Annotated in this window: 25 protein-coding genes and 1 pseudogene; 13 read left to right on the top strand and 13 right to left on the bottom strand. The window is 70.6% G+C overall.

The genetic code is table 11. The features are described 5' to 3' along the window. Positions 1–113: 113 nt before the first annotated feature. Both AB0G59_RS23175 and AB0G59_RS23180 read right to left on the bottom strand, forming a co-directional pair. Positions 114–950, bottom strand: coding sequence for a DUF3097 domain-containing protein (locus tag AB0G59_RS23175; RefSeq protein ID WP_360914660.1), 837 nt, complete (start codon positions 948–950; stop codon positions 114–116). Between the two features lie 40 nt (positions 951–990). Further along, positions 991–1,734, bottom strand: coding sequence for an MBL fold metallo-hydrolase (locus AB0G59_RS23180; RefSeq protein WP_360914663.1), 744 nt, complete (start codon positions 1,732–1,734; stop codon positions 991–993). A 211-nt stretch (positions 1,735–1,945) separates the two neighbouring features. On the opposite strand from AB0G59_RS23180, the gene hrcA reads away from it, so the two are divergent. From hrcA to AB0G59_RS23200, 4 genes are all read left to right on the top strand, one after another. Continuing rightward, on the top strand, positions 1,946–2,962 hold the full coding sequence (hrcA, locus tag AB0G59_RS23185) for a heat-inducible transcriptional repressor HrcA (protein ID WP_360914666.1): 1,017 nt from the start codon (positions 1,946–1,948) through the stop codon (positions 2,960–2,962). Next, a complete protein-coding gene (gene dnaJ / locus AB0G59_RS23190; RefSeq protein ID WP_071963315.1) occupies positions 2,963–4,102 on the top strand; it encodes a molecular chaperone DnaJ in 1,140 nt (379 codons plus the stop codon). A 112-nt stretch (positions 4,103–4,214) separates the two neighbouring features. Next, positions 4,215–5,279: a nitronate monooxygenase gene (locus tag AB0G59_RS23195; RefSeq protein WP_360914670.1), complete on the top strand. Its 1,065-nt coding sequence runs from the start codon at positions 4,215–4,217 to the stop codon at positions 5,277–5,279. A gap of 61 nt (positions 5,280–5,340) precedes the next feature. Further along, positions 5,341–6,090: a 16S rRNA (uracil(1498)-N(3))-methyltransferase gene (locus AB0G59_RS23200; RefSeq protein WP_360914673.1), complete on the top strand. Its 750-nt coding sequence runs from the start codon at positions 5,341–5,343 to the stop codon at positions 6,088–6,090. Positions 6,091–6,192: 102 nt separating this feature from the next. Here AB0G59_RS23200 and AB0G59_RS23205 read toward each other — a convergent pair whose 3' ends face one another. Further along, positions 6,193–6,702 carry an RICIN domain-containing protein gene (locus tag AB0G59_RS23205; RefSeq protein ID WP_360914676.1) on the bottom strand — a complete coding sequence of 170 codons (510 nt, stop codon included), beginning with the start codon at positions 6,700–6,702 and terminating at the stop codon, positions 6,193–6,195. A gap of 470 nt (positions 6,703–7,172) precedes the next feature. Between AB0G59_RS23205 and AB0G59_RS23210 the strand changes: the two genes are divergently transcribed. Both AB0G59_RS23210 and AB0G59_RS23215 read left to right on the top strand, forming a co-directional pair. Further along, the gene (locus AB0G59_RS23210; RefSeq protein ID WP_360914679.1) at positions 7,173–7,610 is read left to right on the top strand and encodes a GNAT family N-acetyltransferase; all 438 of its coding nucleotides are present in this window, start codon (positions 7,173–7,175) and stop codon (positions 7,608–7,610) included. After that, on the top strand, positions 7,607–9,079 hold the full coding sequence (locus tag AB0G59_RS23215) for an alpha/beta hydrolase (protein ID WP_360914682.1): 1,473 nt from the start codon (positions 7,607–7,609) through the stop codon (positions 9,077–9,079). The genes AB0G59_RS23210 and AB0G59_RS23215 overlap by 4 nt, the downstream gene beginning before the upstream one ends. A 23-nt stretch (positions 9,080–9,102) precedes the next feature. Here the strand turns inward: AB0G59_RS23215 and AB0G59_RS23220 are convergent, their stop codons facing one another. From AB0G59_RS23220 to AB0G59_RS23240, 5 genes are all read right to left on the bottom strand, one after another. Then, positions 9,103–9,282, bottom strand: a complete 180-nt coding sequence (locus AB0G59_RS23220) for a hypothetical protein (RefSeq protein ID WP_177337869.1) — start codon at positions 9,280–9,282, stop codon at positions 9,103–9,105. Between the two features lie 109 nt (positions 9,283–9,391). After that, positions 9,392–10,129, bottom strand: coding sequence for a hypothetical protein (locus tag AB0G59_RS23225; RefSeq protein ID WP_360914685.1), 738 nt, complete (start codon positions 10,127–10,129; stop codon positions 9,392–9,394). Between the two features lie 169 nt (positions 10,130–10,298). Further along, entirely contained in the window at positions 10,299–10,520 is a 222-nt protein-coding gene (locus tag AB0G59_RS23230) for a DUF397 domain-containing protein (protein ID WP_360914688.1), read from the bottom strand. A gap of 50 nt (positions 10,521–10,570) precedes the next feature. Further along, on the bottom strand, positions 10,571–10,777 hold the full coding sequence (locus AB0G59_RS23235; protein WP_360914691.1) for a DUF397 domain-containing protein: 207 nt from the start codon (positions 10,775–10,777) through the stop codon (positions 10,571–10,573). 10 nt (positions 10,778–10,787) lie between these two features. Then, on the bottom strand, positions 10,788–11,642 hold the full coding sequence (locus tag AB0G59_RS23240; protein ID WP_360914693.1) for a helix-turn-helix transcriptional regulator: 855 nt from the start codon (positions 11,640–11,642) through the stop codon (positions 10,788–10,790). A 148-nt stretch (positions 11,643–11,790) separates the two neighbouring features. On the opposite strand from AB0G59_RS23240, the gene AB0G59_RS23245 reads away from it, so the two are divergent. Genes AB0G59_RS23245 through AB0G59_RS23260 form a run of 4 tightly spaced genes read left to right on the top strand, consistent with a single transcriptional unit; the run spans position 11,791 to position 13,502 of the window. Beyond that, a complete protein-coding gene (locus tag AB0G59_RS23245) occupies positions 11,791–12,408 on the top strand; it encodes an ATP-binding protein (RefSeq protein WP_360914696.1) in 618 nt (205 codons plus the stop codon). Continuing rightward, a complete protein-coding gene (locus AB0G59_RS23250) occupies positions 12,405–12,719 on the top strand; it encodes a DUF6255 family natural product biosynthesis protein (RefSeq protein ID WP_360914699.1) in 315 nt (104 codons plus the stop codon). The genes AB0G59_RS23245 and AB0G59_RS23250 overlap by 4 nt, the downstream gene beginning before the upstream one ends. A 33-nt stretch (positions 12,720–12,752) precedes the next feature. Further along, complete coding sequence (locus AB0G59_RS23255) at positions 12,753–13,133, top strand: DUF6294 family protein (protein WP_360914702.1); 381 nt, start codon at positions 12,753–12,755, stop codon at positions 13,131–13,133. A 30-nt stretch (positions 13,134–13,163) separates the two neighbouring features. Further along, positions 13,164–13,502 (top strand): deoxyxylulose-5-phosphate synthase, encoded by a 339-nt coding sequence (locus AB0G59_RS23260; protein ID WP_360914705.1) that lies wholly within the window; start codon positions 13,164–13,166, stop codon positions 13,500–13,502. A 4-nt stretch (positions 13,503–13,506) separates the two neighbouring features. Here the strand turns inward: AB0G59_RS23260 and AB0G59_RS23265 are convergent, their stop codons facing one another. The 5 genes and pseudogenes from AB0G59_RS23265 to AB0G59_RS23285 form a co-directional block, all read right to left on the bottom strand. Beyond that, complete coding sequence (locus AB0G59_RS23265; protein ID WP_360914708.1) at positions 13,507–14,235, bottom strand: amino acid racemase; 729 nt, start codon at positions 14,233–14,235, stop codon at positions 13,507–13,509. Positions 14,236–14,363: 128 nt separating this feature from the next. Then, positions 14,364–16,802, bottom strand: a complete 2,439-nt coding sequence (locus AB0G59_RS23270; protein ID WP_360914711.1) for a galactose oxidase early set domain-containing protein — start codon at positions 16,800–16,802, stop codon at positions 14,364–14,366. 4 nt (positions 16,803–16,806) lie between these two features. Further along, positions 16,807–17,274 (bottom strand): annotated as a pseudogene (locus AB0G59_RS23275) (GtrA family protein); the annotation flags it as partial. Between the two features lie 104 nt (positions 17,275–17,378). Next, the gene (locus tag AB0G59_RS23280) at positions 17,379–19,010 is read right to left on the bottom strand and encodes a phospholipid carrier-dependent glycosyltransferase (protein ID WP_360914714.1); all 1,632 of its coding nucleotides are present in this window, start codon (positions 19,008–19,010) and stop codon (positions 17,379–17,381) included. Next, positions 19,007–20,263, bottom strand: a complete 1,257-nt coding sequence (locus AB0G59_RS23285) for a glycosyltransferase (protein ID WP_360914717.1) — start codon at positions 20,261–20,263, stop codon at positions 19,007–19,009. The genes AB0G59_RS23280 and AB0G59_RS23285 overlap by 4 nt, the downstream gene beginning before the upstream one ends. A gap of 311 nt (positions 20,264–20,574) precedes the next feature. Here AB0G59_RS23285 and AB0G59_RS23290 point away from each other — a divergent pair, with 311 nt between their 5' ends. The 3 genes from AB0G59_RS23290 to AB0G59_RS23300 all read left to right on the top strand — a co-directional run bounded on the left by AB0G59_RS23290 (position 20,575) and on the right by AB0G59_RS23300 (position 22,437). Then, positions 20,575–21,084 carry a hypothetical protein gene (locus tag AB0G59_RS23290; RefSeq protein ID WP_360914720.1) on the top strand — a complete coding sequence of 170 codons (510 nt, stop codon included), beginning with the start codon at positions 20,575–20,577 and terminating at the stop codon, positions 21,082–21,084. 79 nt (positions 21,085–21,163) lie between these two features. After that, on the top strand, positions 21,164–21,520 hold the full coding sequence (locus AB0G59_RS23295; protein WP_360914723.1) for a histidine triad nucleotide-binding protein: 357 nt from the start codon (positions 21,164–21,166) through the stop codon (positions 21,518–21,520). Positions 21,521–21,525: 5 nt separating this feature from the next. Then, positions 21,526–22,437, top strand: a complete 912-nt coding sequence (locus AB0G59_RS23300; RefSeq protein ID WP_360914726.1) for a ribonuclease Z — start codon at positions 21,526–21,528, stop codon at positions 22,435–22,437. Positions 22,438–22,453: the final 16 nt, after the last annotated feature.

Raw genomic sequence — 22,453 nt, forward strand, 5'->3', positions numbered from 1 at the left:
TGGATTTTCCGCCGGTTCCGGGCGACAAAATCAGCCCGTCCGGCGTTTGAGGACCGGGGTCCGGGGCGGAGCCCCGGTTACGGGAAGGGGCGGGGCGGGGAGAAAACCCCTGGTCAGTCCACCGGTACCGTCACGAAGTCGATGAGCCGTTCCACTGCGCCCAGCAGTGCCGGCTCCAGGTCCTTGTAACTGTGCACCGACCCCAGAATCCGCTGCCACGCGGCCCCCGTGTTCTCCGGCCAGCCCAGCCCCCGGCAGACGCCCGTCTTCCAGTCCTGGCCCCGCGGCACCCGCGGCCAGGACGGGATGCCCACGGAGGACGGTTTCACGGCCTCCCAGACGTCGATGTAGGGGTGGCCCACCACCAGCACGTGGTCACCGGTGACCTCGGCGGCGATGCGGGACTCCTTCGAGCCCGGGACGAGGTGGTCGACCAGCACGCCCAGGCGGGCGTCCGGGCCGGGGGCGAAGGACGAGACGATGGCCGGCAGGTCGTCGATGCCCTCGAGGTACTCCACGACGACGCCCTCGATGCGCAGGTCGTCGCCCCAGACGCGTTCCACGAGCTCCGCGTCGTGGCGCCCCTCGACGTAGATGCGCCCGGCGCGTGCCACGCGCGCCCGCGCTCCGGGGACGGCGATGGACCCGGAGGCCGTGCGAGCGGGGGCCTGCGGGGCGCGGGAGGTGGGGGTCGGGCGTACGAGGGTGACGACGCGCCCCTCCAGGAGGAAGCCGCGGGGCTCCATGGGGAAGACGCGGTGCTTGCCGAAGCGGTCCTCGAGCGTGACCGTCGGGCCCTGGGCCGTCTTCTCGCAGCGGATCACGGCGCCGCAGAAGCCCGTCGTGACCTCCTCCACCACGAGGTCCACTTCGGCCGGCACCTCGGGAGCGGGCGTGTTCCGCTTCCACGGGGGAGTCAGATCGGGGCCGTACTGTCTGCTGCTGCGCATGCGGGCCATTGTGGATCACGACGGTGATCCGGTTCACCGTTCACGACACGCCGAAGCGCCCCGCCAGCGCGTCGCGTTGCGCGCGCACGAAGGCGGCGTCCACCACCGCGCCGTGCCCCGGCACGTACAGCGCGTCGTCGCCGCCCAGGGCGAGCAGCCGGTCGAGGGCGCCCGGCCAGGCGTGCGGCAGGGCGTCCGGGCCGGCCTGCGGTTCGCCGGACTCCTCGACGAGGTCGCCGCAGAAGACGACCTCCGGCGCCCCGCCCGTGCCCGCGACGAGCACGGCGAGGTCGTGCGCCGTGTGCCCCGGCCCGACGTTCGCGAGCAGCACCCGCCGCCCGCCGCCCAGGTCGACCGTCAGCTCGCCGGAGACCGGGTGGTGGGGGCGTACGAGCAGCTCGACGGCCTCCGCGGCGACGTCGGGCTCCACCCCGTGCCGTACCGCGTCCCACCGCAGCTCGTCGCGCTCGCGCAGCAGCAGCTCGGCGACGCCCACCGCCCCGTACACCTGCACGCCCGCGAAGGCGGCGGTGCCCAGCACGTGGTCGAAGTGCGGGTGGGTGAGTGCGATGTGCGTCACGGGCAGCGCGAAGAGGTCCTGCAGCTCGCGGCGGATCTCCACCCCCTCGTGCAGGGAGGAGCCCGTGTCGACGACCAGGACGCCCGTGGTGCCCGCGATCGCGCCCACCGTCGCGTCCCAGCCCGGCAGCCTGCGGCGTACGACACCCGGCGCGAGCCGCTCCCAGCGCGCCCCCGCGGCGGGGGAGTCCCCGTGATTCTCCATACCGCGACGCTAGCCGCAGAGCGGTACCGTTGCCTGCCCGGAGGGGCGCCGGAGGCTCGCGGCGGGGACGGCCCTTGCCCTGGCCGTGGGGCCCGGCCGTACACTGGCTGAAGGGTTCTGGCACTCGTGACCATTGAGTGCCAAGGGTGAAGACCCTGTGAGACCCCGCAGGACCGTAAGACGGCTGGACCACTGACTGGAGGTGCGCGCGATGCTGAGCGAACGCAGGCTCGAAGTATTGCGCGCCATCGTTCAGGACTACGTGGGCACCGAGGAGCCGGTCGGCTCCAAGGCCCTCACCGAGCGGCACCGGCTGGGCGTCTCCCCGGCCACGGTGCGCAACGACATGGCCGCGCTGGAGGAAGAGGGCTTCATCGCCCAGCCCCACACGAGCGCCGGCCGTATCCCGACCGACAAGGGCTACCGCCTCTTCGTCGACAAGCTCGCGGGCGTCAAGCCCCTGTCGACGCCGGAGCGGCGTGCCATCCAGAACTTCCTGGACGGCGCCGTCGACCTGGACGACGTGGTGGCCCGTACGGTGCGGCTGCTGGCGCAGCTGACCCGTCAGGTCGCGGTGGTGCAGTACCCCTCGCTGACCCGTTCGACCGTGCGCCACGTGGAGCTGCTCGCGCTGGCCCCGGCCCGCCTGATGCTCGTGCTGATCACGGACACCGGCCGGGTCGAGCAGCGGATGGTCGACTGTCCGGCGCCGTTCGGCGAGACCTCGCTGGCGGATCTGCGGGCGCGGCTGAACAGCCGTGTCGTGGGCCGTCGCTTCGCCGATGTGCCGAAGCTGGTGCAGGACCTCCCCGACTCCTTCGAGCAGGACGATCGCGGAACCGTTTCTACGGTTCTCGCCACCCTGCTCGACACGCTGGTCGAGGAGACCGAGGAGCGGTTGATGATCGGCGGTACCGCCAATCTCACTCGTTTCGGTCATGACTTCCCGCTGACGATCCGGCCCGTGCTGGAGGCGTTGGAGGAGCAGGTCGTGCTGCTGAAGCTGCTCGGCGAGGCGAAGGACTCGGAGATGACCGTGCGCATCGGTCACGAGATCGCCCACGAGGGACTGAACTCCACATCCGTCGTCGCGGTCGGCTACGGTTCGGGCGACGAGGCGGTCGCCAAACTCGGCGTGGTCGGACCGACCCGCATGGACTACCCCGGAACGATGGGAGCGGTACGCGCAGTGGCACGTTACGTCGGACAGATCCTGGCGGAGTCGTAAGTGGCCACGGACTACTACGCGGTCCTGGGCGTACGGCGTGATGCCTCGCAGGACGAGATCAAGAAGGCCTTCCGCCGTCTCGCGCGCGAGCTGCACCCGGACGTCAACCCGGACCCGAAGACGCAGGAGCGGTTCAAGGAGATCAACGCCGCTTACGAGGTGCTCTCGGACCCGCAGAAGAAGCAGGTCTACGACCTCGGTGGCGACCCCCTGTCCGCCTCGGGCGGCGCGGGTGCGGGCGCCGGTGGCTTCGGCGCCGGCTTCGGCAACTTCTCCGACATCATGGACGCCTTCTTCGGCCAGGCCTCGCAGCGCGGTCCGCGCTCGCGCACGCGCCGCGGCCAGGACGCCATGATCCGGCTCGAAGTCACCCTGAACGAGGCGACCTTCGGCACGACCAAGGAAATCCAGGTCGACACGGCCGTCGTCTGTACGACCTGCAGCGGCGAGGGCGCGGCTCCGGGTACGTCCGCGCAGACCTGTGACATGTGCCGCGGCCGTGGCGAGGTCTCGCAGGTCACCCGGTCCTTCCTGGGCCAGGTCATGACCTCCCGCCCCTGCCCGCAGTGCCAGGGCTTCGGCACCGTGGTGCCGACTCCGTGCCCGGAGTGCGCCGGCGACGGCCGCGTCCGGTCGCGGCGGACCCTGACCGTGAAGATCCCCGCCGGTGTCGACAACGGCACCCGCATCCAGCTCGCGGGCGAGGGCGAGGTCGGCCCCGGCGGCGGCCCCGCCGGCGACCTCTACGTGGAGATCCACGAGACCCCGCACCCGGTCTTCCAGCGCCGCGGCGACGACCTGCACTGCACGGTCACCATCCCGATGACCGCCGCCGCCCTCGGCACGAAGGTGCCGCTGGAGACGCTCGACGGCGTCGAGGAGATCGACATCCGCCCGGGCACGCAGTCCGGTCAGTCGATCCCGCTGCACCAGCGCGGCGTCACGCACCTGCGCGGCGGCGGCCGTGGCGACCTCATCGTGCACGTCGAGGTGACCACCCCGTCGAAGCTGGACCCGCAGCAGGAGGATCTGCTGCGCCAGCTGGCGAAGATCCGCGGCGAGGAGCGCCCGATGGGCGAGTTCAAGCCGGGGCAGCAGGGGCTGTTCTCGCGGCTGAAGGACGCGTTCAACGGGCGTTAGCCGCGTGGGCGATGACGTTCCCGAACGCCGGGCGGGCCGGATTCCTCCGGCCCGCCCGGCGTTCGCGTTCGGCCTCACCGGTGGTCCGGTGGGCTTGTGACACGATGTGCTCATGGCTCCGTTCACCGGACTGTTCGAGCACCCGATCGTGCAAGCCCCCATGGCGGGCGGCGGATCCTGCCCCTCGCTCGCCGCGGCCGTCTCCGACGCCGGTGGCCTGGGCTTCCTGGCCGCGGGGTACAAGACGCCGGCGGCCATGTACGAGGAGATCAAGCAGCTCCGTGCCCGGACGGCCCGGCCGTTCGGAGTGAACCTGTTCATGCCGCAGCCGCCCGCCGCCGATCCGGCGGCCGTGGAGGTCTACGCCGAGCAGCTCGCGGGCGAGGCCGCCTGGTACCGGACCCCGCTGGGGGAGACGGACCAGGCCTGTGACGACGCGTACGACGCCAAGCTCGCCATCCTCCTCGACGACCCGGTACCGGTCGTCTCCTTCACTTTCGGGTGTCCCGCCCGTACGGCGGTGGACGCGCTGGCCCGGGCCGGCACGGTGACCGTCGTGACGGTGACGTCCGTCGCCGAGGCGCAGGCCGCGGCGGAGGCGGGCGCGGACGCGGTGTGCGTCCAGGGCGTCGAGGCCGGTGGCCACCAGGGCACGCACCGCGACGATCCGCACATGGACGGCGCGGGTGCGGGATTGGGCCTGCTGGCGCTCCTGGCCGAGGTCCGCGAGAGCGTGCCGCTGCCGGTCGTCGCGGCGGGCGGGCTGATGCGCGGGGCGCAGATAGCCGCCGTCCTCGCCGCGGGTGCCTGCGCGGCGCAGCTCGGCACGGCGTTCCTGCCCTGCCCGGAATCCGGCGCGCACGCCCTGCACAAGCAGGCCCTCACCGATCCCCGCTACGTACGGACCGAACTGACCCGGGCCTTCTCGGGCCGTCCGGCCAGGGGCCTGGTGAACCGTTTCATCCGGGAGCACGGCCCGTACGCCCCGGCCGCGTACCCCCAGATCCACCACATGACGTCCGGCCTGCGCAAGGCCTCCGCGGCGGCCGGCGACCCGCAGGCCATGGCCCTGTGGGCCGGTCAGGGCCACCGCCTGGCGCGGAAGCTCCCGGCGGCGGAGCTGGTGGGCGTGCTGGCGGCCGAACTGGCCGCGGCCCGGGCGACGTCGAGCCACTGAACCACCGGGCGGTCCGATTGCCGGGACCGCCGAGTCATTGCAGCGAGAGAGCGAGTACGTCATGACAGCGCCGGTCTTCCTGGTCGAAGAGGACGCCCTCACCGGTGTCTTCCCCGGCACCGTCTTCCCCCTCGACGGGCCCGAGGGCCGGCACGCGGTCTCCGTCCGCCGGCTGCGGGTGGGCGAGGAGATCGTCCTGACGGACGGGCACGGCACGGGCGCCCATGGCATCGTGGCCGCGGTGGAGGGCAAGGACCACCTCGACGTCTCGGTCACCTCCGTCCGTTCCGAGCCCGAACCGCAGCCGCGCATCACGGTCGTCCAGGCCCTGCCGAAGGGCGACCGCGGCGAGCTGGCGGTCGAGACGATGACGGAGACCGGCGTCGACGCGATCGTGCCGTGGGCGGCCTCCCGCTGTGTGACGCAGTGGAAGGGCGACCGGGGCCTGAAGTCCCTCGGCAAGTGGCGCGCGACCGCCCGCGAGGCCGGCAAGCAGTCCCGCCGCCTCCGCTTCCCCTCCGTGGCCGACCTCATGACGACCCGCCAGGTCGCCGACCTCCTCTCTGGCGCGGCCTTCGCCGCGGTCCTCCACGAGGAGGGCAGCACCCCCCTCGCCACGGCCGACCTCCCCCCGACGGGCGACATCGTCCTGGTGGTGGGCCCCGAGGGCGGCGTCTCCCCCGAAGAACTCACCACCTTCGCAGCCGCGGGCGCCCACCCGTACCGCCTCGGCCCGAGCGTCCTGCGCACCTCGACGGCGGGCACGGCGGCGGCCGCGCTGCTGCTGGGGCGGACGGGGCGGTGGAGCTGAGGGGGAGCGGCGGGGACGGGCGGAGAACCGCACGTCGTCCATAACCGGCGATGAGCCCGGCGATTTTTGTCGCCGGGCTCATCCGTGCCCTTTCCGCGTTGGTTAGCTGCGTGCCTTCCTTCCGCCCTCCGCGAGTGGCAGGTACTGCTGGATCGGGCCGCGTGAGCAGGTCTTGAGGGTCATCGGTTGGTTCTGGCCGCTGTCCTGGATGCAGCCGTGGGAGTATTTGCGGCTCTGGAAGGCCGAGCCCTGGTCGCTCACGTTGAAGTCCCAGTACTGCGACTGGAGATTGGTGTTACAGCTCTCCAGTGCGATGTTCTTGTTGAGGCCCTTTGCCGTGACGCACTTGCCGTGCCGGCGATCGACGATCTGATAGCCCGGAAGCTTGCCGGACTGCAGTCTGAACTCCTGCGAATTGCTTCCGTCCGGGGAGTACGCGTACAGCACGTCTGACCTGTACGAATCGAAGTTGCGGTCGGTGGCCATGTTCTGGAACTGGTACCACACGTCTGCCGTGGGCGCGGCCGCCGCCGGGGCTCCGGAGGCCAGTACGCCGCCGCCGAGCAGTGCGGCCGTGGACAGTGCGACGGCGGTCTTCTGGATTTTCCTCATGCTGCTTTCCCTTCCTCGGGTTTCGCAGTGCAGGAATTCACCGGGGGACTTTCGTCCCGACCGCGAACCTAGGTGCCGCCGTCACCGTGCGGCCAGGGGCATTCGGGACAGAGTCCCCCTCAAATATCGAAGGTTCAACCTGGCCGTATTCCCGCGCCTCCCCCGCGCGGGCAAGCCCGCAAAAACAGCCGGTCCTGGCCTGGCCTTAATCCGATCTGCGCCTGGGCAGGAAATTCCGGCCGGTTCAGCAGGCTGGGCGGGGTGAGCGGCGGAACGCGCCACCCTGGCGCAGTCGTGGCATCGCCGCTCTGCCCGAGGCCGGGCGTCCGACTTTCGGACATCCCCGCCGGGGCCCGCCGCGCGTGTCGGCGGCCTGATCGGGCGAGGATGCGCATGGCCGAATGTGCGGCTTGCCCCGACCACTTGAAACTCGATGGTGTTCGGGGGGAGTTGTGCGCATACTGCGGCTCATGACTGCTGAAGAGAAGCCGGTGCCGGCTGTCGGCGGGAGCGACGCCGCGCTCACCGAGCGCCTGGAGCACGAACTCGACGCCTTCAACGACGCGGCCACCGACTACGCCGAGCGCGAGGAACTGTCGGTCAAGGTGACGGACGAGGGCGGTCAGCTGATCGGCGGCCTGACGGCCTCGACCTGGGGCGGTCTCTGCGCGATCGAGCTGCTGTGGGTGCGCGAGGACAGCCGCGCCGGCGGCTGGGGCGCGAAGCTGCTGCGGGCGGCCGAAGCGGAGGCCGTGCGGCGCGGCTGTGACCGCATCACGGTTTCCTCGTACACCTTCCAGGCCCCGGGCTTCTACCAGCGTCATGGATACGCCGAGGTCGGCCGCGTACCGGGCATGCCCGGCGGGCACGCGGACGTCTACTTCTTCAAGAAGTTGGCGGGGGAATGACGATGCGACGCCATGGCTTACCGGTCGCCCTGACACTCCTGGCGGCAACGCTCGCTCCCGCCGCCCACGCGGCCACTCCGGCGCCCCCGGTGGCGTGGAAGCCCTGCAGTGAGGGGCCCACCGCCGCCGTCCAATGCGGCTCCTTACGCGTCCCGCTCGACTGGAAGGACCCCACGGGCAAGAAGATCGACGTCAAAGTCGCCCGCGTCCCTGCGCGCGACCAGGCGCACCGCGTCGGCACGCTGTTCTTCAACCCCGGCGGCCCCGGCGGGCAGGGCGCGACGATGCTCGCCTACGGGCAGGCGGACCTGCTGTTCCCGGGCAAACTGCGGGACCGCTTCGACGTCGTCAGCCTCGACCCCCGCGGCACCGGCGGCAGCCAGGGCCTGGACTGCGGGCCGGTGCTCGACCCGGGCCAGGTGGTCTTCCCCAAGAACGCCGACGAATACGAGGACATGAAGCGCAGCAGCCGGGCTCGCGGCGAGCGGTGCCTCGCCCGTCACGGCGACCTCGTCCGGAACATCGACACCGTCTCGGTCGCCCGCGACATGGACGCCTTCCGTGCCGCGCTGGGCGAGCAGCGCCTCAACTACCTCGGCGTCTCCTACGGCACCCACCTCGGCGCCACCTACGCCCGGCTCTTCCCGCAGCGGATCCGTGCCATGGTGCTGGACGGCCCCATCGACCACGCCTCGGGTCCCGCCCGCTTCCTGCGCGAGGAAGCCGCCGAGATGGAGCGTGAGTTCAACCGCTTCGTCGCCTGGTGCGCCGAGGACACCGCCTGTGCCCTGCACGGCGAGGACGCGGGCGCGGTGTACGACCGTGTCGTCGCCCGCGCCGACCGCTCCCCGATTCCGGTGCCCGGACAGAAGGACCTCACCGTCAACGGTGACCGGATCCGCATGGCCCTGCCCGTACAACTGCTGCGCGTACGCCTCATTGAGGACATCGTCCGTACGAACGCCTGGGTGAACCTCGCGCAGGGGCTGGCCGCCGCCGACCGGCACAATGACGCATCAACTCTGGTCCAGGGCGGAAGCTACGTCGGCAAGCAGGACAGCCCGTACACCGCCGTGTCCTGCCTGGACTTCCCGCCGCAATTCACCGGCCACGCGGACGCGGCCGACCGTCTGCGCCAGGCCCGTGCGGTCGCTCCGCGCACCGGCGCGGCCGCGGAAGGCTGGGTCATGTCCGCCTCCTGCGCGGACTGGCCCGTCGAGGCGACCAACCCGTGGCAGCCGACTCCGGTGCGCGGCGCACCGCCGATCCTGATCGCCGCCAACACCCACGACCCGGCCACGCCGCTGCCGGGTGCCCGGCGGCTCCACCACCAGATCGCCGACAGCCGGCTGCTGGTCACCGACGTGAACGGCCACGTCTCGTACTTCAACTCCGCCTGCGCGCGGGAGCGGGAGACCGAGTATCTGATCAGTGCCGAGATGCCCGCGCGGCTCACCTGCGGTGGCTGACGGCGGGGCGGCTCCCGGGCCCGCTATGGCTTGTGATGTGCCTGCAGCACGACGGCCAGCCTGGACCTTATCCAGCGGAACAACTCCTGGCCAGGAGTTGTGGCCGCCGACTGCAGCACTTTAGTGATGTAGGCATCGGTGGATTCCTTGCCGTCCATCCACCGATGCCCGGATGCGATGATCGCCGATTCACGCTCAGGCATGACGGTTCCCCCAACCTGTCTCTCGATGCGCATCGACTCTAGTGAGCCGCGAGCGGTCTCCGCTCGGTTTGGAGCATCTTCACTGTTTTACCCGCTGTCCGGCGTTCCGTCACCCGGTCGGGTCCATTCCGAGAGCGTTTGAAGCGCCGAACAAAGAAGCGAAGACCCATACGTAGGTTTCCGGCACCTTGACCCTTGAAAGATCGCCGGGATTCGGTGCGTCGACAATCAGGACCCCCTGCACTTCGTCCCCCGCCCAGGCGCCGTGAGCGAGGATCGACCTGTAGCCGCTGCCCAGGGTGAAGTTCAATTGCGCATCGGGGTCGAGAATGTCTTTTGTGTACACCGCGACTTTTTGTTCCATCACATGCCTCAGGCTGGCATATTTCTCGGAACGGTTCCCGATCTCGTCAGGCGTGCCGTTCGGTCCACCCGAGGCCACTTCCTTGACGAACCGTTCGTTCTTCCTGTCGTACGAGTAGAACGTGCACCGTGCGCCGCCGCCCAGGCTCTCCGCCAGGAGCGGGGCCAGGCGCTCATGGATCTGCGCCACCTTCGCGGGCGCTTCATGCGGTTTGGTGATGCTTTCGCCGATGTAATCGATGATCGGTGCCAGGAGTGCCTCGCGGCGGGTTCTTTCCTGGACGCGCGTCTTCTTCTGCTGGCAGAACGCCCAGAGCGGGGGTGCCGTGGCCAGGACGGCGACAAGGATGATCAGGGCGATCTGCGCCGCCCCGTCCGTCGCCTTGGCTATCCAGGTGATGATCGGCACCGCGCCGGCAGGCAGGACGGTGAATACGAGGATGAGCGCGTCCTGCTTTTTAGAGCCGCTCTTGATGTCGGGCATTGCACCTTCTTCGGGGGTTTTCGATTACCTCTGATAGGGATTGGTGCTGCAGGCCGCACTCATTATCCCGAACCCCTTCGATTTCCGACCGCCACCGTCTTCTTCTTGCGACGTGAAGGCCAGAGCTTGCAGCCATTTGGGGGCGCGTTTTGCGTTCCGCGCGCCCCATTTACGGTGCCAGCGCCCCTGCCCGGTCGAAGTTTCCGGCTTTTATGCCGGATATGAGGGGGCTCAATCTCCTGCGGGCGGTGACCAGTACGGTCTGCGGCGCGTCGCTTTCGCGGAGGTGGACCGGTCCGGATGGGGAAGCGGCGAGGTAGAGGCAAGACGACGCCTCCTCGCTGTACGAGGACTTCTGCCAGTGTGGCTGGGGCATATCGCCGCCTTTCATGCGGACTTGCGATGCGATGTTGGGCAGACCGGGCGCCCGTGCTGGGCTGTTCAGGAGACCAGCGCTGCCGCGCGGTCGAAACGGCCGGCCTTGATGCCGGATATGAGGGGGTGGAGTCTGTCCGGGATGGTGCTGAGGACGGCGTGGGGGGTGTCGCTCTCGCAGAGGTGGATCGATCCGGCGGGGGAGGCGGCGAGGTAGACGCAGGAAGACCCGTACTCGCTGTACGAGGACTTCTGCCAGTTGAGGGCGTTCACGGGGGTCCTCTCAGATGGCCTGTGCGATGCGGTGGACGAGATCGCGCGACGGAGTCGGTTTGAGGGTGACGCTCTCCATCCGGTCCAGGATCAGACGGCATCTCTCGAGTTGCGCCGAGGCGTCGATGAGAGCGCCATTGTGGGCGGTATCGAGAAGCGCGGTGTCTACGTGTGGCACGGGGCCGTGGAAGTAGTCGATGCCGTGACCGGCGCTGGGAAAGGCGGTGCCGTCGAAGGGGATGACCAGGATGGTGACGTTGTCCCGCTCGCTCATGTCGAGAACATGGTCGAGTTGGGCCTTCGCTGTCGCGGTGCCGCCGAACTGCATGCGCAGGGCGGCCTCATGGATGATCGCGGTGTAAGGAGGCGGGGCCTCACGGTAGAGGATTGCTTGTCGTTTGACCCTGTGGCTGACCCGATATTCGATCTCGTGGGGTGCGAGCTGCGGCACCCCCTCGCGGAAGACTGAGCGTGCGTGTTCAGGGGTTTGGAGCAGGCCGGGGATGTTGATGACCTGGGCAACGCGCAGAGCGGTCGCGTGGTGTTCCAGTTCGGCAAGGTCGATCAGGCTTGTCGGCAGGTACTCGCGGTACTCCTCCCACCAGCCGCGTTTACGCTCTCCCGTCATCGCGGCGAGTGCGCTGATCAGCGCCTCGTCCGAACAGTCGTAGATGCGGGCCAGGGCACGCACTCTCTCCGCGCTGACCCCGTAACGGCCCGCCTCGATATTGCTGATGCGTGACTGGGTGATGCCGAAGCGGGCAGCGGCTTCCGTGGCGGACAGATCGGCGCGCTCGCGCAGTCTGCGCAGCTCGGCGCCAAGTCGACGCCTACGTACGGTCGGTAGAGGTGTGCTCGGGGGCATCGTGCTCCTCTGTGCTCGCACTCCAGTGCGCTGCCGTCACTCGATCAGGTCTAGTGGGCTGCAGCTCACGGATTACGGGGAATGTAGTCCATCAAGCTCGCTACGGTGTGAGCCAAGCCACTCAACCGGTACCCGCCAGGAGACCTTCATGGCCACCGTATCCCCCACGCCCCCCTGGTCCTACATCCTCGAACTGCCGCGCGACCCCCGTGCGCCCGGTATCGCCAGAGTCACCACCCGAGCCGTCCTCGACAGCCACGGCATGACCGAAATCGCCCCCGACGCAACCCTGTTGACCTGCGAGCTCGTCACCAACGCCTACCTCCACACCGACGGCCCCTGCTCCCTCAGCCTGCGCGGCCTGCCCGGCCAACAACTCCGCGTCGGCGTCTGGGACACCAGCCCCGTCGTACCGCCCCCCTTCGGCGGGGGAACCGCCACAGACCATGGCCCCGTCAGCGAAGCCGGTTGCGGGCTCGTGCTCCTGCGCATGTGTGCCGACAGCTGGGGGAGCCGTACGTACGACAAGCGCCGCTTCGGCAAGATGCTGTGGTTCGAACTCGCCCACCCGAAACGACCGATGGCCGGCCCGCGCACCGGTACGTACAAGTCACCCGTGAACTGCGGCGAGTGCGCCGCACTCGAGGCCGCGCGGCGGGCGGCCGTCGCCGCCGGTGACACGGTCCACGCCGAGGACGCCGCGATCGCCGTCCGGAGTCACTTCCGGCACGCGCACCTGCTGCCGCGACGGGGTGCGGCCCGGTGAGGGGCCGGATCGCGGACCGTTGCGCGCACCGCCAAGGCTGGCGGCATACCGGCGGTGAGGCGTGTTGTGAGGTGTGCGGGGCCCGGCGGTTCTCGGACTACGGGGCGCTGCGGCCGTCGGGGTTGCCGCACGCGGTGGTGCCGGACGGGCCCGCGCGGCGTGCGGCGGACCGGGCTGCCGCCGGGCGGGTGGGGGAGGCGATGCGCCGGGTCCGGCCCCGATCGGGCCATAAGTGGCATCAGCACACTTTCGTACGCTCTCTTCCCGTTTCGGGCGTCCCGCGTACGCTGCGAAGTGTCATCTCCCCTTGAAGGGGACGGTGATCAGGGGAGAGGGGACGGGAAATGGCCGGTTGCGTCGAAACCAGTACGGACGGCAGCCTCCAGGAAGGGGGGCCGGAGCTCGCTTCCAAGGTGTTCGTCTGGGGCGAGCTCCACGTCGGGGACTGCGAACAGCGGGACGGCAGGATCGAATTCAATTCGGACGGCTCGGGGCTGTGGAGCTGCGTCACCAAGACGTATTCGACGGGCACCGGAGACATCTGGCATGCGCGGTTCTCGGTCAAGAACTCGACCGGGCTGACGCTCTTCCAGGTGGGAACCTTCGACAGCCCGGAGATGGACGACGGGAATCCACCCCCCGAGTACCGCTGGTCGAGGGTGTTCATCTTCGATGAGCGCGAGTACAACGACATCGGCGGCGTGACTCAGCACTACAGCTGCTGAACAATCCCGCGGCCTTGTTAGCCTCGGCGCATGCCGCCCGCCAAGACCGCGTACGTCTGCCTCCCCTGCCGGGCCTCGTACAAACAGCCCCACCCCGGACGCGACAACCGTGAGCGCAACTGCCCGCGGTGCGCCGGGGAGCTGATCCACGTCGGGTCCGCCTTCGCGCCGCCACGCCGGCGGGACGTCGCCGGCTGGCGGGCGCTGTCGGTGCTGCTGCACGCAGGGGTGCGCTTCCACAAGGACTGCTGCTTCAAGGGGCCCGGCTACCGCCCGCGCACCCTCAGGGAGGTACGGGAGCGGCTGGCGTACGCCCGCGCCACGGGCGAGCCGTTCGACCGGGCTCTGGTGCGGCGCGAGCTGCCGTAGCCGGTCAGGGCGTGACCGGGCCCCCGCGCCAGGACGGGAGCTCCGCGCGGCCCACGGCCACCTCGAACGCGGCGCCGGCCAGGAGGCGGGTCGAGTCGAGCGTGGGGAGGGGGGAGACGTCCGGGGTCACCAGGAGGGGGATCTCGGTGCAGACCAGGGCCACCGCGTCGCAGCCGCGGGCGGCCAGGCCGGCGATGATCCGTACGTACTCCCGGCGTGAGCTCTCGGAGAGGATGCCGTTGAGCAGCTCCTCGAAGATGACGTCGTTGACGATGCGGCGGTCGTCCGCGTCCGGCACCTCCGCCGCGATGCCGCGACGGGCGAGCGCCTCGGGGTAGACCGGGCCGTCCATCAGGTACTTCGTGCCCAGTACGGCCACGCGCTTGCGGCCCTCGCGGGCCGCCTGGGCGGCGACGACCTCGGCGATGTGCAGGCCCGGGAGGGCGAGGTCGGGGCCGGGGCGTTCGAATGCCATGTGGGCGGTGTTGTCCGGGCAGACGAAGAAGTCCGCGCCCGCGCGGGCCAGCCGGTCGGCGCTCTCGGCCAGCGTGGCGCGGATCGTGTCGTGGTCGCCCGCGTCCCACGCGGGCATGCTGCGGGCCAGCGCGATGAAGTCGAGGGTGACGTCGGGGTGTTCGTGGGGGCCGAGCTCGGCGAAGCCCTGCCGGCAGAAGGTGCGGAAGCACAGGGCGGCCCCTTCCGCGCTGTGCGCGAGAATGCCCAGGTGTTTCACGGTGGCTCCAGTGATCCAGAAGCGGTCGGAACACGCATGATCCCACCACGAGGCCGGGCGGCACGAACGCACGTGCCCCCGCGCCCGGTTCGGACGCGGGGGCACACGGTGCTCGCCGTCAGCCTTGCTCAGTCACACGCCCGGCCGTTCCGGTCCGGGTCCAGCTTCAGCGGATCGTCCTTGCCGTTCAGTCGCAGCGCCTTGTAGTCGTGCGCCGTGAGCCACTCGCAGCGGGCCGCCGTCGTCGCCGCGACCGTCTTCGGGAAGACCGTCGGGACGCACACGTTCTCCGCCCCGTAGTGACGGTCGCAGCCCGCGATCTGCGGGGAGACCGGGTGGGACTTCTTCGCCGGCTCCGGGACGGACGCCTTCGCGTCGTGCCGCATCTTGCCCGCGAAGTCGTGCACCATCGGGGTGGCCAGGGCCTCAGGGCCGCCCAGGTGGACCCAGGAGGCCACCGACGGGACGCCGGCCGCGTCGACGGCGAAGAGCATGTACCAGCCCGGCGGCGCCAGGTTGGGGTTGCTCGTCACGTTGAGGTCGATCGTGGTGCCGTCCGCGCCGACCGTCATCGGCAGGTCGACGAAGCGCTGGTTCGGGTCGGAGGAGTGCGTCACCGCCGCCGGGCGGATCAGCTCGGCCTTGACCACCGGACGGTCCACCGTCACGCGCTGCGTGCTGGCGTACTGCCACTTGTTGTTCGCCACCGACGTGATCTGCGGCCGCGCGCCCTTGTAGAGGTACGGCGGCGTGTAGATCGACACGTGGTCGTCGAACGTGCCGTTGCCGGGGTTGTCGCCCACCGCCATCACACGGCCGTCCGGCAGCAGGAAGGCCGAGGAGTGGTACGTGCGCGGGATCGGGTCCGTCGCCAGACCGTCCTGGAAGGTGTTGGTCTGCGGGTTGAAGAAGCTCGCCTCGTACACCGGGTCCGCCCGGTCGTGGAGGCCGCCGCCGGTCTCCAGGACCTTGCCGTCCGGCATCAGCACCGCCGAGACGTACATCTTGCCCTGCCCGCCCGTCTGCGGCTTGGGCCCCTGGCCCTGGTCGACCGTGCCCTGCGGCAGCAGCGGCGCGGGCTTGTAGACGGGGTTGGGCTGCTTGAGGTCGATGAGGTCCGTGAGGCGGCTCGCCTCCGGGTTGCGGTTGACGTTGCCGCCGCCCATGGTCAGCACGCGCTGGTCCTGCGCGGGCGGGAGCAGCACGCTCATCGACTGGTCGCGGTTGTCCTTGTCCTGCAGCCCCGGCACGTCGGTGATCTTGTTGGCGCCGTAGTCGTAGACCGAGGCGCCCGTGCCGGGCGTGCCGTCGCCGAAGACATGGCTGCCGGAGTAGAAGAGCCGGCCGTCCTGCATGAGGATCATGGACGGGTACAGGCCCCAGTACGACCACGTCTGGTTGACCTCGTTGCGCGGCAGCCACTTCTGCTGCGCCTGCGAGAACTTCTCGGCGGTGACGCTGCCGGTCGAGTCCTCCTTGAGGCCGCCGAAGCTGATGACGTCGCCGTTGCCGAGGATCGTCGCCGAGGGGTACCAGTGGCCCTCGTTCATGTCGTTGGTCCTGACGTACTTCTCCGCCGCCGGGTCGAAGATGTAGCTGTCCTTGAAGCCCTCGTAGCCGTGGCTGCCGTCGGCCGCCGGATAGGCCTTGTTGCCGCTCATGATGAGGACGCGGCCGTCGGAGAGCTGCACATGGCCGGCGCAGAACATGTCGACCGGGGTCGGGATCGTCTTCGTGGTGCCGGTCTTCGGGTCGTAGACCGCCGACGTGAACGTGCCGGCCTTGAACATGTCGGGGTCGTTGCCGGAGCCGGCGACCAGCAGCACCTTGCCGTTGTGCAGGACGACCGAGTGCATGCTGCGCACCGGGTTCTTGAACGGCATGACCGCCCAGGTGCCCTTGGTGCAGGCGTCGCCGGCGGTGCAGGTGTCGCCGACCGCGGGCTGGGTGGCGTCCTCCATGTCGTAGTCGTCGGAGACGACCGTGCCCGTGCCGTGGACGGAGACGCCCCAGGTGATCTGGTCGGTGCCGGGCGGGACGACGGGCGTACGGACGGAGGCGCGCGTGTAGTCGGCGCTGACCGGCAGCGTCTTGAGGTCGGTCCAGTACTGCCAGCCGGCCTTCACGTCATGGCGGAAGACGGTGATGGTCGCGTCCGGGGTGGTGCTCTTGTACCAGAGGGAGAGGTCGTACTGATGGGCCGGCGTCACGTTCGGCGCGCAGGAGGTGTCCTCGACCATCAGGGCCTTGCGGTCGCCGTCGACGCGGCGCGTGACGGTGACGGACAGGGCCTTGCCGCCGCTGTGCGACTGGTCGGTCGTGGTGACGGTGAAGTCGTTGTCGCCCCAGCCGGACTTCTCCCAGCAGGTCGGCAGGGCGTCGGAGGACCGTACGGACTCGAAGCCGGGGTTGACGACCATGTTGGAGCCGGCCTCCGCCGGGCCGGGCGCGGCCAGCAGCAGCCCGAAGGACGCGCTCGAGGCCAGGAGCAGCGCCGCGGCCGCCCGGGTGCGTCTCCTGCGTCCGGGGACGCGGGTGCGTCTGCCTGCGGTGACTCTCAATGCCATGCCATCACTTGTCCCTTCTTCGACGGCGGTCTCGGCGGTGTGCGCCTCCGCCGCGGCTCGGGCGGAGGCGGCGCCGGGGGCGCGGCAGGTAGACCAGCGCCTCGGTGGCGGCGTAGCGCAGGACGAACGTGGTGAGCAGCGCGAGCGCGGTCGCGGGCAGGACGCCCAGGCCGAGGCCGCCGACGAACAGGGCGATGAGCGGGATGCGCAGCACCAGGTCGGCGTTGGCCAGGAGGGCGACACGGGCGAGGCGGTCCGCCCAGTGCCGGTGGCCGCGGCGGTGGCGGAAGAGCAGCGTCTCGGCGAGGGCGAAGTTCCATACGACGCCGAACTGGTTGGCGACGATCTCGGCCTGGAGGTAGTGCAGGCCCGCGCCGGTCAGCAGCTTCAGCCCGAGGAGGTTCGGCAGGAAGCCCGTCAGGCCGATGAGGCCGAAGGCGACCACGCGGGCCAGGGGCGAGGACGTGGGCACGGACGCCAGGGTGCGGGCCGTGCGGCGGCGGATGCCGGAAGGGCCCGGGGGCGCGGTGGCCCCCGGGCGGGGTAACGGCTCGGTGGCCGTGGTCTCGCTGCCCGTCACCGGGCGCCGGCCCTTATACGGCGGATCTCGATCCGGGCCGGGCCCTCGCCGAAGGAGGCCACGGCCTCGGAGTTCTCCAGCGCGGCCTTCACCAGCGGCAGCGTCGTGGCGTCACGGCGGACGGTCGGCGAGGAGACCACGTAGTCCACGTCGCGCCAGCCCCTCGGCATGGTCTTGCCGACCGCGGGGTCGAGGTCGGCCTTGTAGAACCAGACGGCCCCGGTACCGGGCCGGTAGCCGGCGTGCACGAGGTCGAGCCAGATCCCGTCGTCGGCCAGGACGCGCGTACGGGCCGGGTCGGCGACGTTGTCCCGGTCGCCCAGCCAGTCGGCGGCCGAGCGGTAGGGCGCGTTGGCGTCGACGGTCAGGGCCGCGCGGTTGCCGTCGTACCAGCGCGGTACGACGAGCACGGCGGCGGCCACGGCCAGCAGGGCGACCGCCGAGCGGCGCAGCGCCCGCCGGCGGGGCCCCTGGTGCGGGCGGGTGCGCAGCAGGGCGCCGGCCACGGAGGCGGCCGCGCCCGCGAGGGCCAGCGCGAGGAAGGGCAGGACCTGGATGACGTACATCGCCGGCAGATAGCCCGAGGGGCGCAGCGCGACCAGCGCGAGGATGACGGCCGCGGCGGTGGGGCCGGCCAGGGCACGGCCCGTGCGGGACCAGCGGGCGGCGGCTAGCAGCACCACCGCGGCGGTCAGTCCGCACAGCGGCAGGACGCGGTCGTAGTACAGCCAGGAGTGCAGCACGCCGTGCGAGCCGGACCCGGGGTCGAGCACGAACCCCGAACCGGGGCGGCTCATCTGGTATTTGATGCCGTCGATCAGCGACACATGGCCGGGGCCGGGGAAGAGCTCGTGGTTGAGCAGGGCGAACAGCGGATACGCCAGGCCGATCAGCCCGCAGGCGGTGACCGCGCCCGTCACGGCGAACTTGCGGGTGTCGCGGTGGCTGTGCCGCCACATGGTCAGCAGCAGGGCGGGCAGGATGACGAGCATCGTCTCCTTGGACAGCACGGCGACGGCCGCCGCCAGCCCGGCCCCGAAGTGGTGCCACAGGTGTCGCCGGGGGGAGGCGGCCAGGCAGAAGGCCAGCAGGATCCACATCACGGCGATGTTGTCGAGGAAGATCTCCCGCTGCAGGACCACCGCCAGCGGGGAGAGCCCGAACAGGGCCATGGCCAGCCCCGCCGCCCAGCGCTGCAGCCCCAGCCGCCGCCCGAGCACGTACACCAGCACCGCGCTGACGGCCGAGATCAGCAGCATCGCGCAACGCATGGGGGCGACCGACATCGCGTCGGGGGACAGGGCCGCCGGTATCCAGGTGAGCAGGGCCAACTGGATCCAGCCCAGCGGCGGGTGGTCGTACCAGTAGGTGTAGTGGGCCAGGCCCTTGCCCTCCTGGACGGCCCACGCCTGGGCGAGGTAGGTGCCCTCGTCGTCGCTGAGGGCCGGGAAGCCGGTGATGTTCCAGCCCTGCACCAGCAGGATCGCCGCCAGCAGGGCCCCGCACACCAGCAGGTCCGGGCGGGAGCTGCGCAGCCGCAGCACGGGTCTGAGGGGGCCGGGGGAGACGGGTGCCGGGCGCCGGACGGCGGGCGGGGCCGCCTCGGCGGTGGGGAGTGTCGCGGTCACGAAGTGACGTCCTCTCGGGTGAGGTGCGCGCCGACGTGTCGGGTGAGCTCCCAGTCGCTGCGGCCCCGCTGCTCCCGCCAGACCGCGCGGACCGCGGCCCCGGCGAGCATCAGCTGGTAGAAGGGGCCGCCGAGGATGAGCTTGAGGTAGTGGACGAACCGCACGCGCAGGCCGTACTGCGTGCCGAAGTCGTGCAGTCCGACGATCTCGAACATGAAGGTGACCAGCATGGTGACGGCCGGCAGGAAGGTCACCACGGCGACGCCGGCGGGGACGTCGAGGAAGAGCGCTATCGCTATGTTCAGCGGGATGATCAGCCCGGTGAAGGCCTGGAAGAAGGGCGTCATCAGGGTGTAGCGGGCGAGCAGGCGCTGGGCGACGGTGGGCAGTTGCCGCCAGTCCTTCTTGCGGTAGACCTGCAGGAAGCCCTGGTTCCAGCGGGTGCGCTGCTTGAGCAGGCTCATCAGGGTGCCGGGGGTCTCCTCGCGGGTGACCATCTCCGAGTCGTAGGCGACGACGACGCGCTTGCCCCGGCTGGAGAGCCGCACGCCCAGGTCGCAGTCCTCGGCCAGGCACTCCGGGTCCCAGCCGTCGGCCTCGCGCAGCACGTCGGTGCGGACGAAGACGGTGTTGCCGCCCAGCGGGATGAAACCTTTCTCCGCATGGAGGTGGAGGCGGCTGCGGAACCAGAAGAAGTACTCCAGGCAGTTGCGCAGGCTGTACCAGCTGGAGTGGAAGTTGATCAGCTGGACGCCGCCCTGCACCACGTCCGCGCCGGTCGCCCGGAAGGCGTGGTCGACGTGGGTGAGCAGCTCGGGGTGGACCTGGTCCTCGGCGTCGAAGACGCCGACGACCTCGCCCAGGCAGTGGGGGAGCGCGGTGTTGAGGGCCTTGGGCTTGTTCTTCTTCTCGTGGGTGTCCACGATCACCCGCACCCGGTCCGGGGCGGCGGCCGCCACCTTCTCGGCGACCCCGGCGGTCTCCGGGTCGTCGTGGCCGACGATGACGAGGACCTCGAAGCGCCCGTGCGTGGACGTCAGCAGCCGGGTGACGGTGTGCTCCAGCACGGCCTGCTCGTGCCGGGCGGGCACCAGCAGCGAGAAGGACAGGGCGCCTTCGTCGCCGGCCGGCTCGAAGCGGGTGCCCGCGAGCGTCTCGGGCGTGCGCCAGGCGTGCATCTGCCACCACAGCGTGAAGCCCGCCATCCAGAAGAGGGCGAGCGAGACCGCGCAGACGAAGACGGAAGCGAGCAAAGAAGTCCCCCCTGAAAAGCGCCACGAAGGCGCCGTGGCATCGCTTGGATCTTCCCCCTCACGCGCCTCCCCGGGCGCGTGTGTGTCTCCCTGCGGGAGAGAGTAAGGGGGGAAGGTGAAACTCGGGTGCGGAAACGATAAATCCTGTGTTTCCGAACGAACTCGGAGTTGATCCTGTCATGTTGGCACAGACCATTCCGGCGGACGGGGGCGGAGCGGCGGCCGACGGAGCGTCAGCTCGTGGCCCACGGGCGTTCTTCCGCACGGCCCGGGCCGGTGGGAGACTCGCCGTCATGGGTGCGTTGGGGCGCATGCGTGTCCGTCCCCGGGTGCGGCACGCGGCGGGTGCCGCGGCCCTCGCCGGGGCGGCAGTGATGGTGCTCGCCGGCTGCGACCCGGCCGGCGGGCTCGATTCGGCGACCGTCGCCGTCACCACACAGCGGCAGGCCAGTGGGGCGCTCGAGCACGAGGGCGTCAAGGTCGCCTGGCTGAAGTGCACGGGCAAGGCCGAGGGCGGCGGCAAGGACGCGAGCGGCGCCACCCAGCCGGTGTACGCCGTCGGCGTCGACTGCGAGGGGCGCACCGAGAACGGCAAGAAGATCATCGTCTTCGGCCGGGTCACCGGCATCAGCGGCCAGGCGTGCGTGCGCGGCCTGCTGACCGCCAAGGTCGACGGCAGGACAGTCTTCTCCGTCAGCGTCCTCGGCGACTGCTCCCGCACGGCCGGCGGCACGCCCCCGAGCCCGCCGTCCAAGCCCACCTCCTCCGCCGACTGCACCGACAAGCCCGGCGATCAGGGCCACCACCAGCAGGGCAAGTAGCGGGGAGGGTCGCCACGGCCGTACGGACGGACCGGTAACATCCGGACCGTACGAGCCGACGACCCGGGAGGAGCCACCGGTGGCGGGAGAACCGCAGGCCGACTGCCTGTTCTGCAAGATCGCGGCAGGGGAGGTGCCCGCGACGGTCGTCAAGGAGACCGAGACGACCCTCGCCTTCCGCGACATCAACCCCCAGGCGCCCGTGCACTGCCTGGTGATCCCCAAGGTGCACTACCCCGACGCCGCCTCCCTCGCGGCCGCCGAGCCGAAGATCGCCGCCGACGTGCTGCGCGAGGCCGGCGAGGTCGCCCTGCAGGAGAACGGGGACCAGGGCTTCCGCATCGTCTTCAACACCGGCGCCGGCGCCGGGCAGACCGTCTTCCACGCGCACGCCCACGTCCTCGGCGGCCGCGGCTTCAACTGGCCGCCCGGCTAAGCCGTATGTCCGTACGCGAACTCGTCGTCCTCGGCACCGCCAGCCAGGTGCCCACCCGGCACCGCAACCACAACGGCTACGTCCTGCTCTGGGACGGCGAGGGCCTGCTCTTCGACCCCGGAGAGGGCACCCAGCGGCAGATGCTGCGCGCCGGGGTGGCCGCCCACGACCTCAACCGGATCTGCGTCACGCACTTCCATGGCGACCACTCCCTCGGCCTGGCCGGGGTGATCCAGCGCATCAACCTCGACCGGGTGCCGCACCGGGTCACCGCGCACTACCCGGCCAGCGGGCAGCGCTTCTTCGAACGGCTGCGGTACGCCACGGCCTACCGCGAGACGGTCAAGCTGGTCCAGGAGCCCGTGGCCGGCACCGGCGCGGTCCTCGCCGACACCAAGGCGTTCGTCCTGGAGGCGCGCAAGCTCTCGCACCCCGTCGAGTCCTACGGCTACCGCCTGATCGAACCCGACGGGCGGCGCATGCTGCCCGAGCTGCTGGCCGCGCACGGCATCAGCGGACCGGACGTGGGCCGGCTGCAGCGCGAGGGCTCCGTCGGCGGCGTCACCCTGGACGAGGTGAGCGAGGTCCGGCGCGGACAGCGCTTCGCGTTCGTCATGGACACCCGGCTGTGCGAGGGCGTCGACGCCCTCGCCGAGGGCTGCGACATGCTCGTCATCGAGTCGACCTTCCTCGACGAGGACGAGTCCCTCGCCACCGAGCACGGACATCTGACGGCGGGCCAGGCCGGCCGGGTCGCGGCGCGGGCGGGCGTGCGGCACCTGGTGCTCACGCACTTCTCGCAGCGCTACGACGACCCGTCCGTCTTCGAGCGCCAGGCCCGGGCGGCCGGCTTCGACGGAGAGCTGACCGTCGCCCGGGACCTGATGCGCGTACCGCTGCCGAAGCGGCGGGCGTAGGGCCTCAAGGGCCCCA

Source organism: Streptomyces sp. NPDC021096, from assembly GCF_040641275.1.
Lineage (GTDB): Bacteria > Actinomycetota > Actinomycetes > Streptomycetales > Streptomycetaceae > Streptomyces.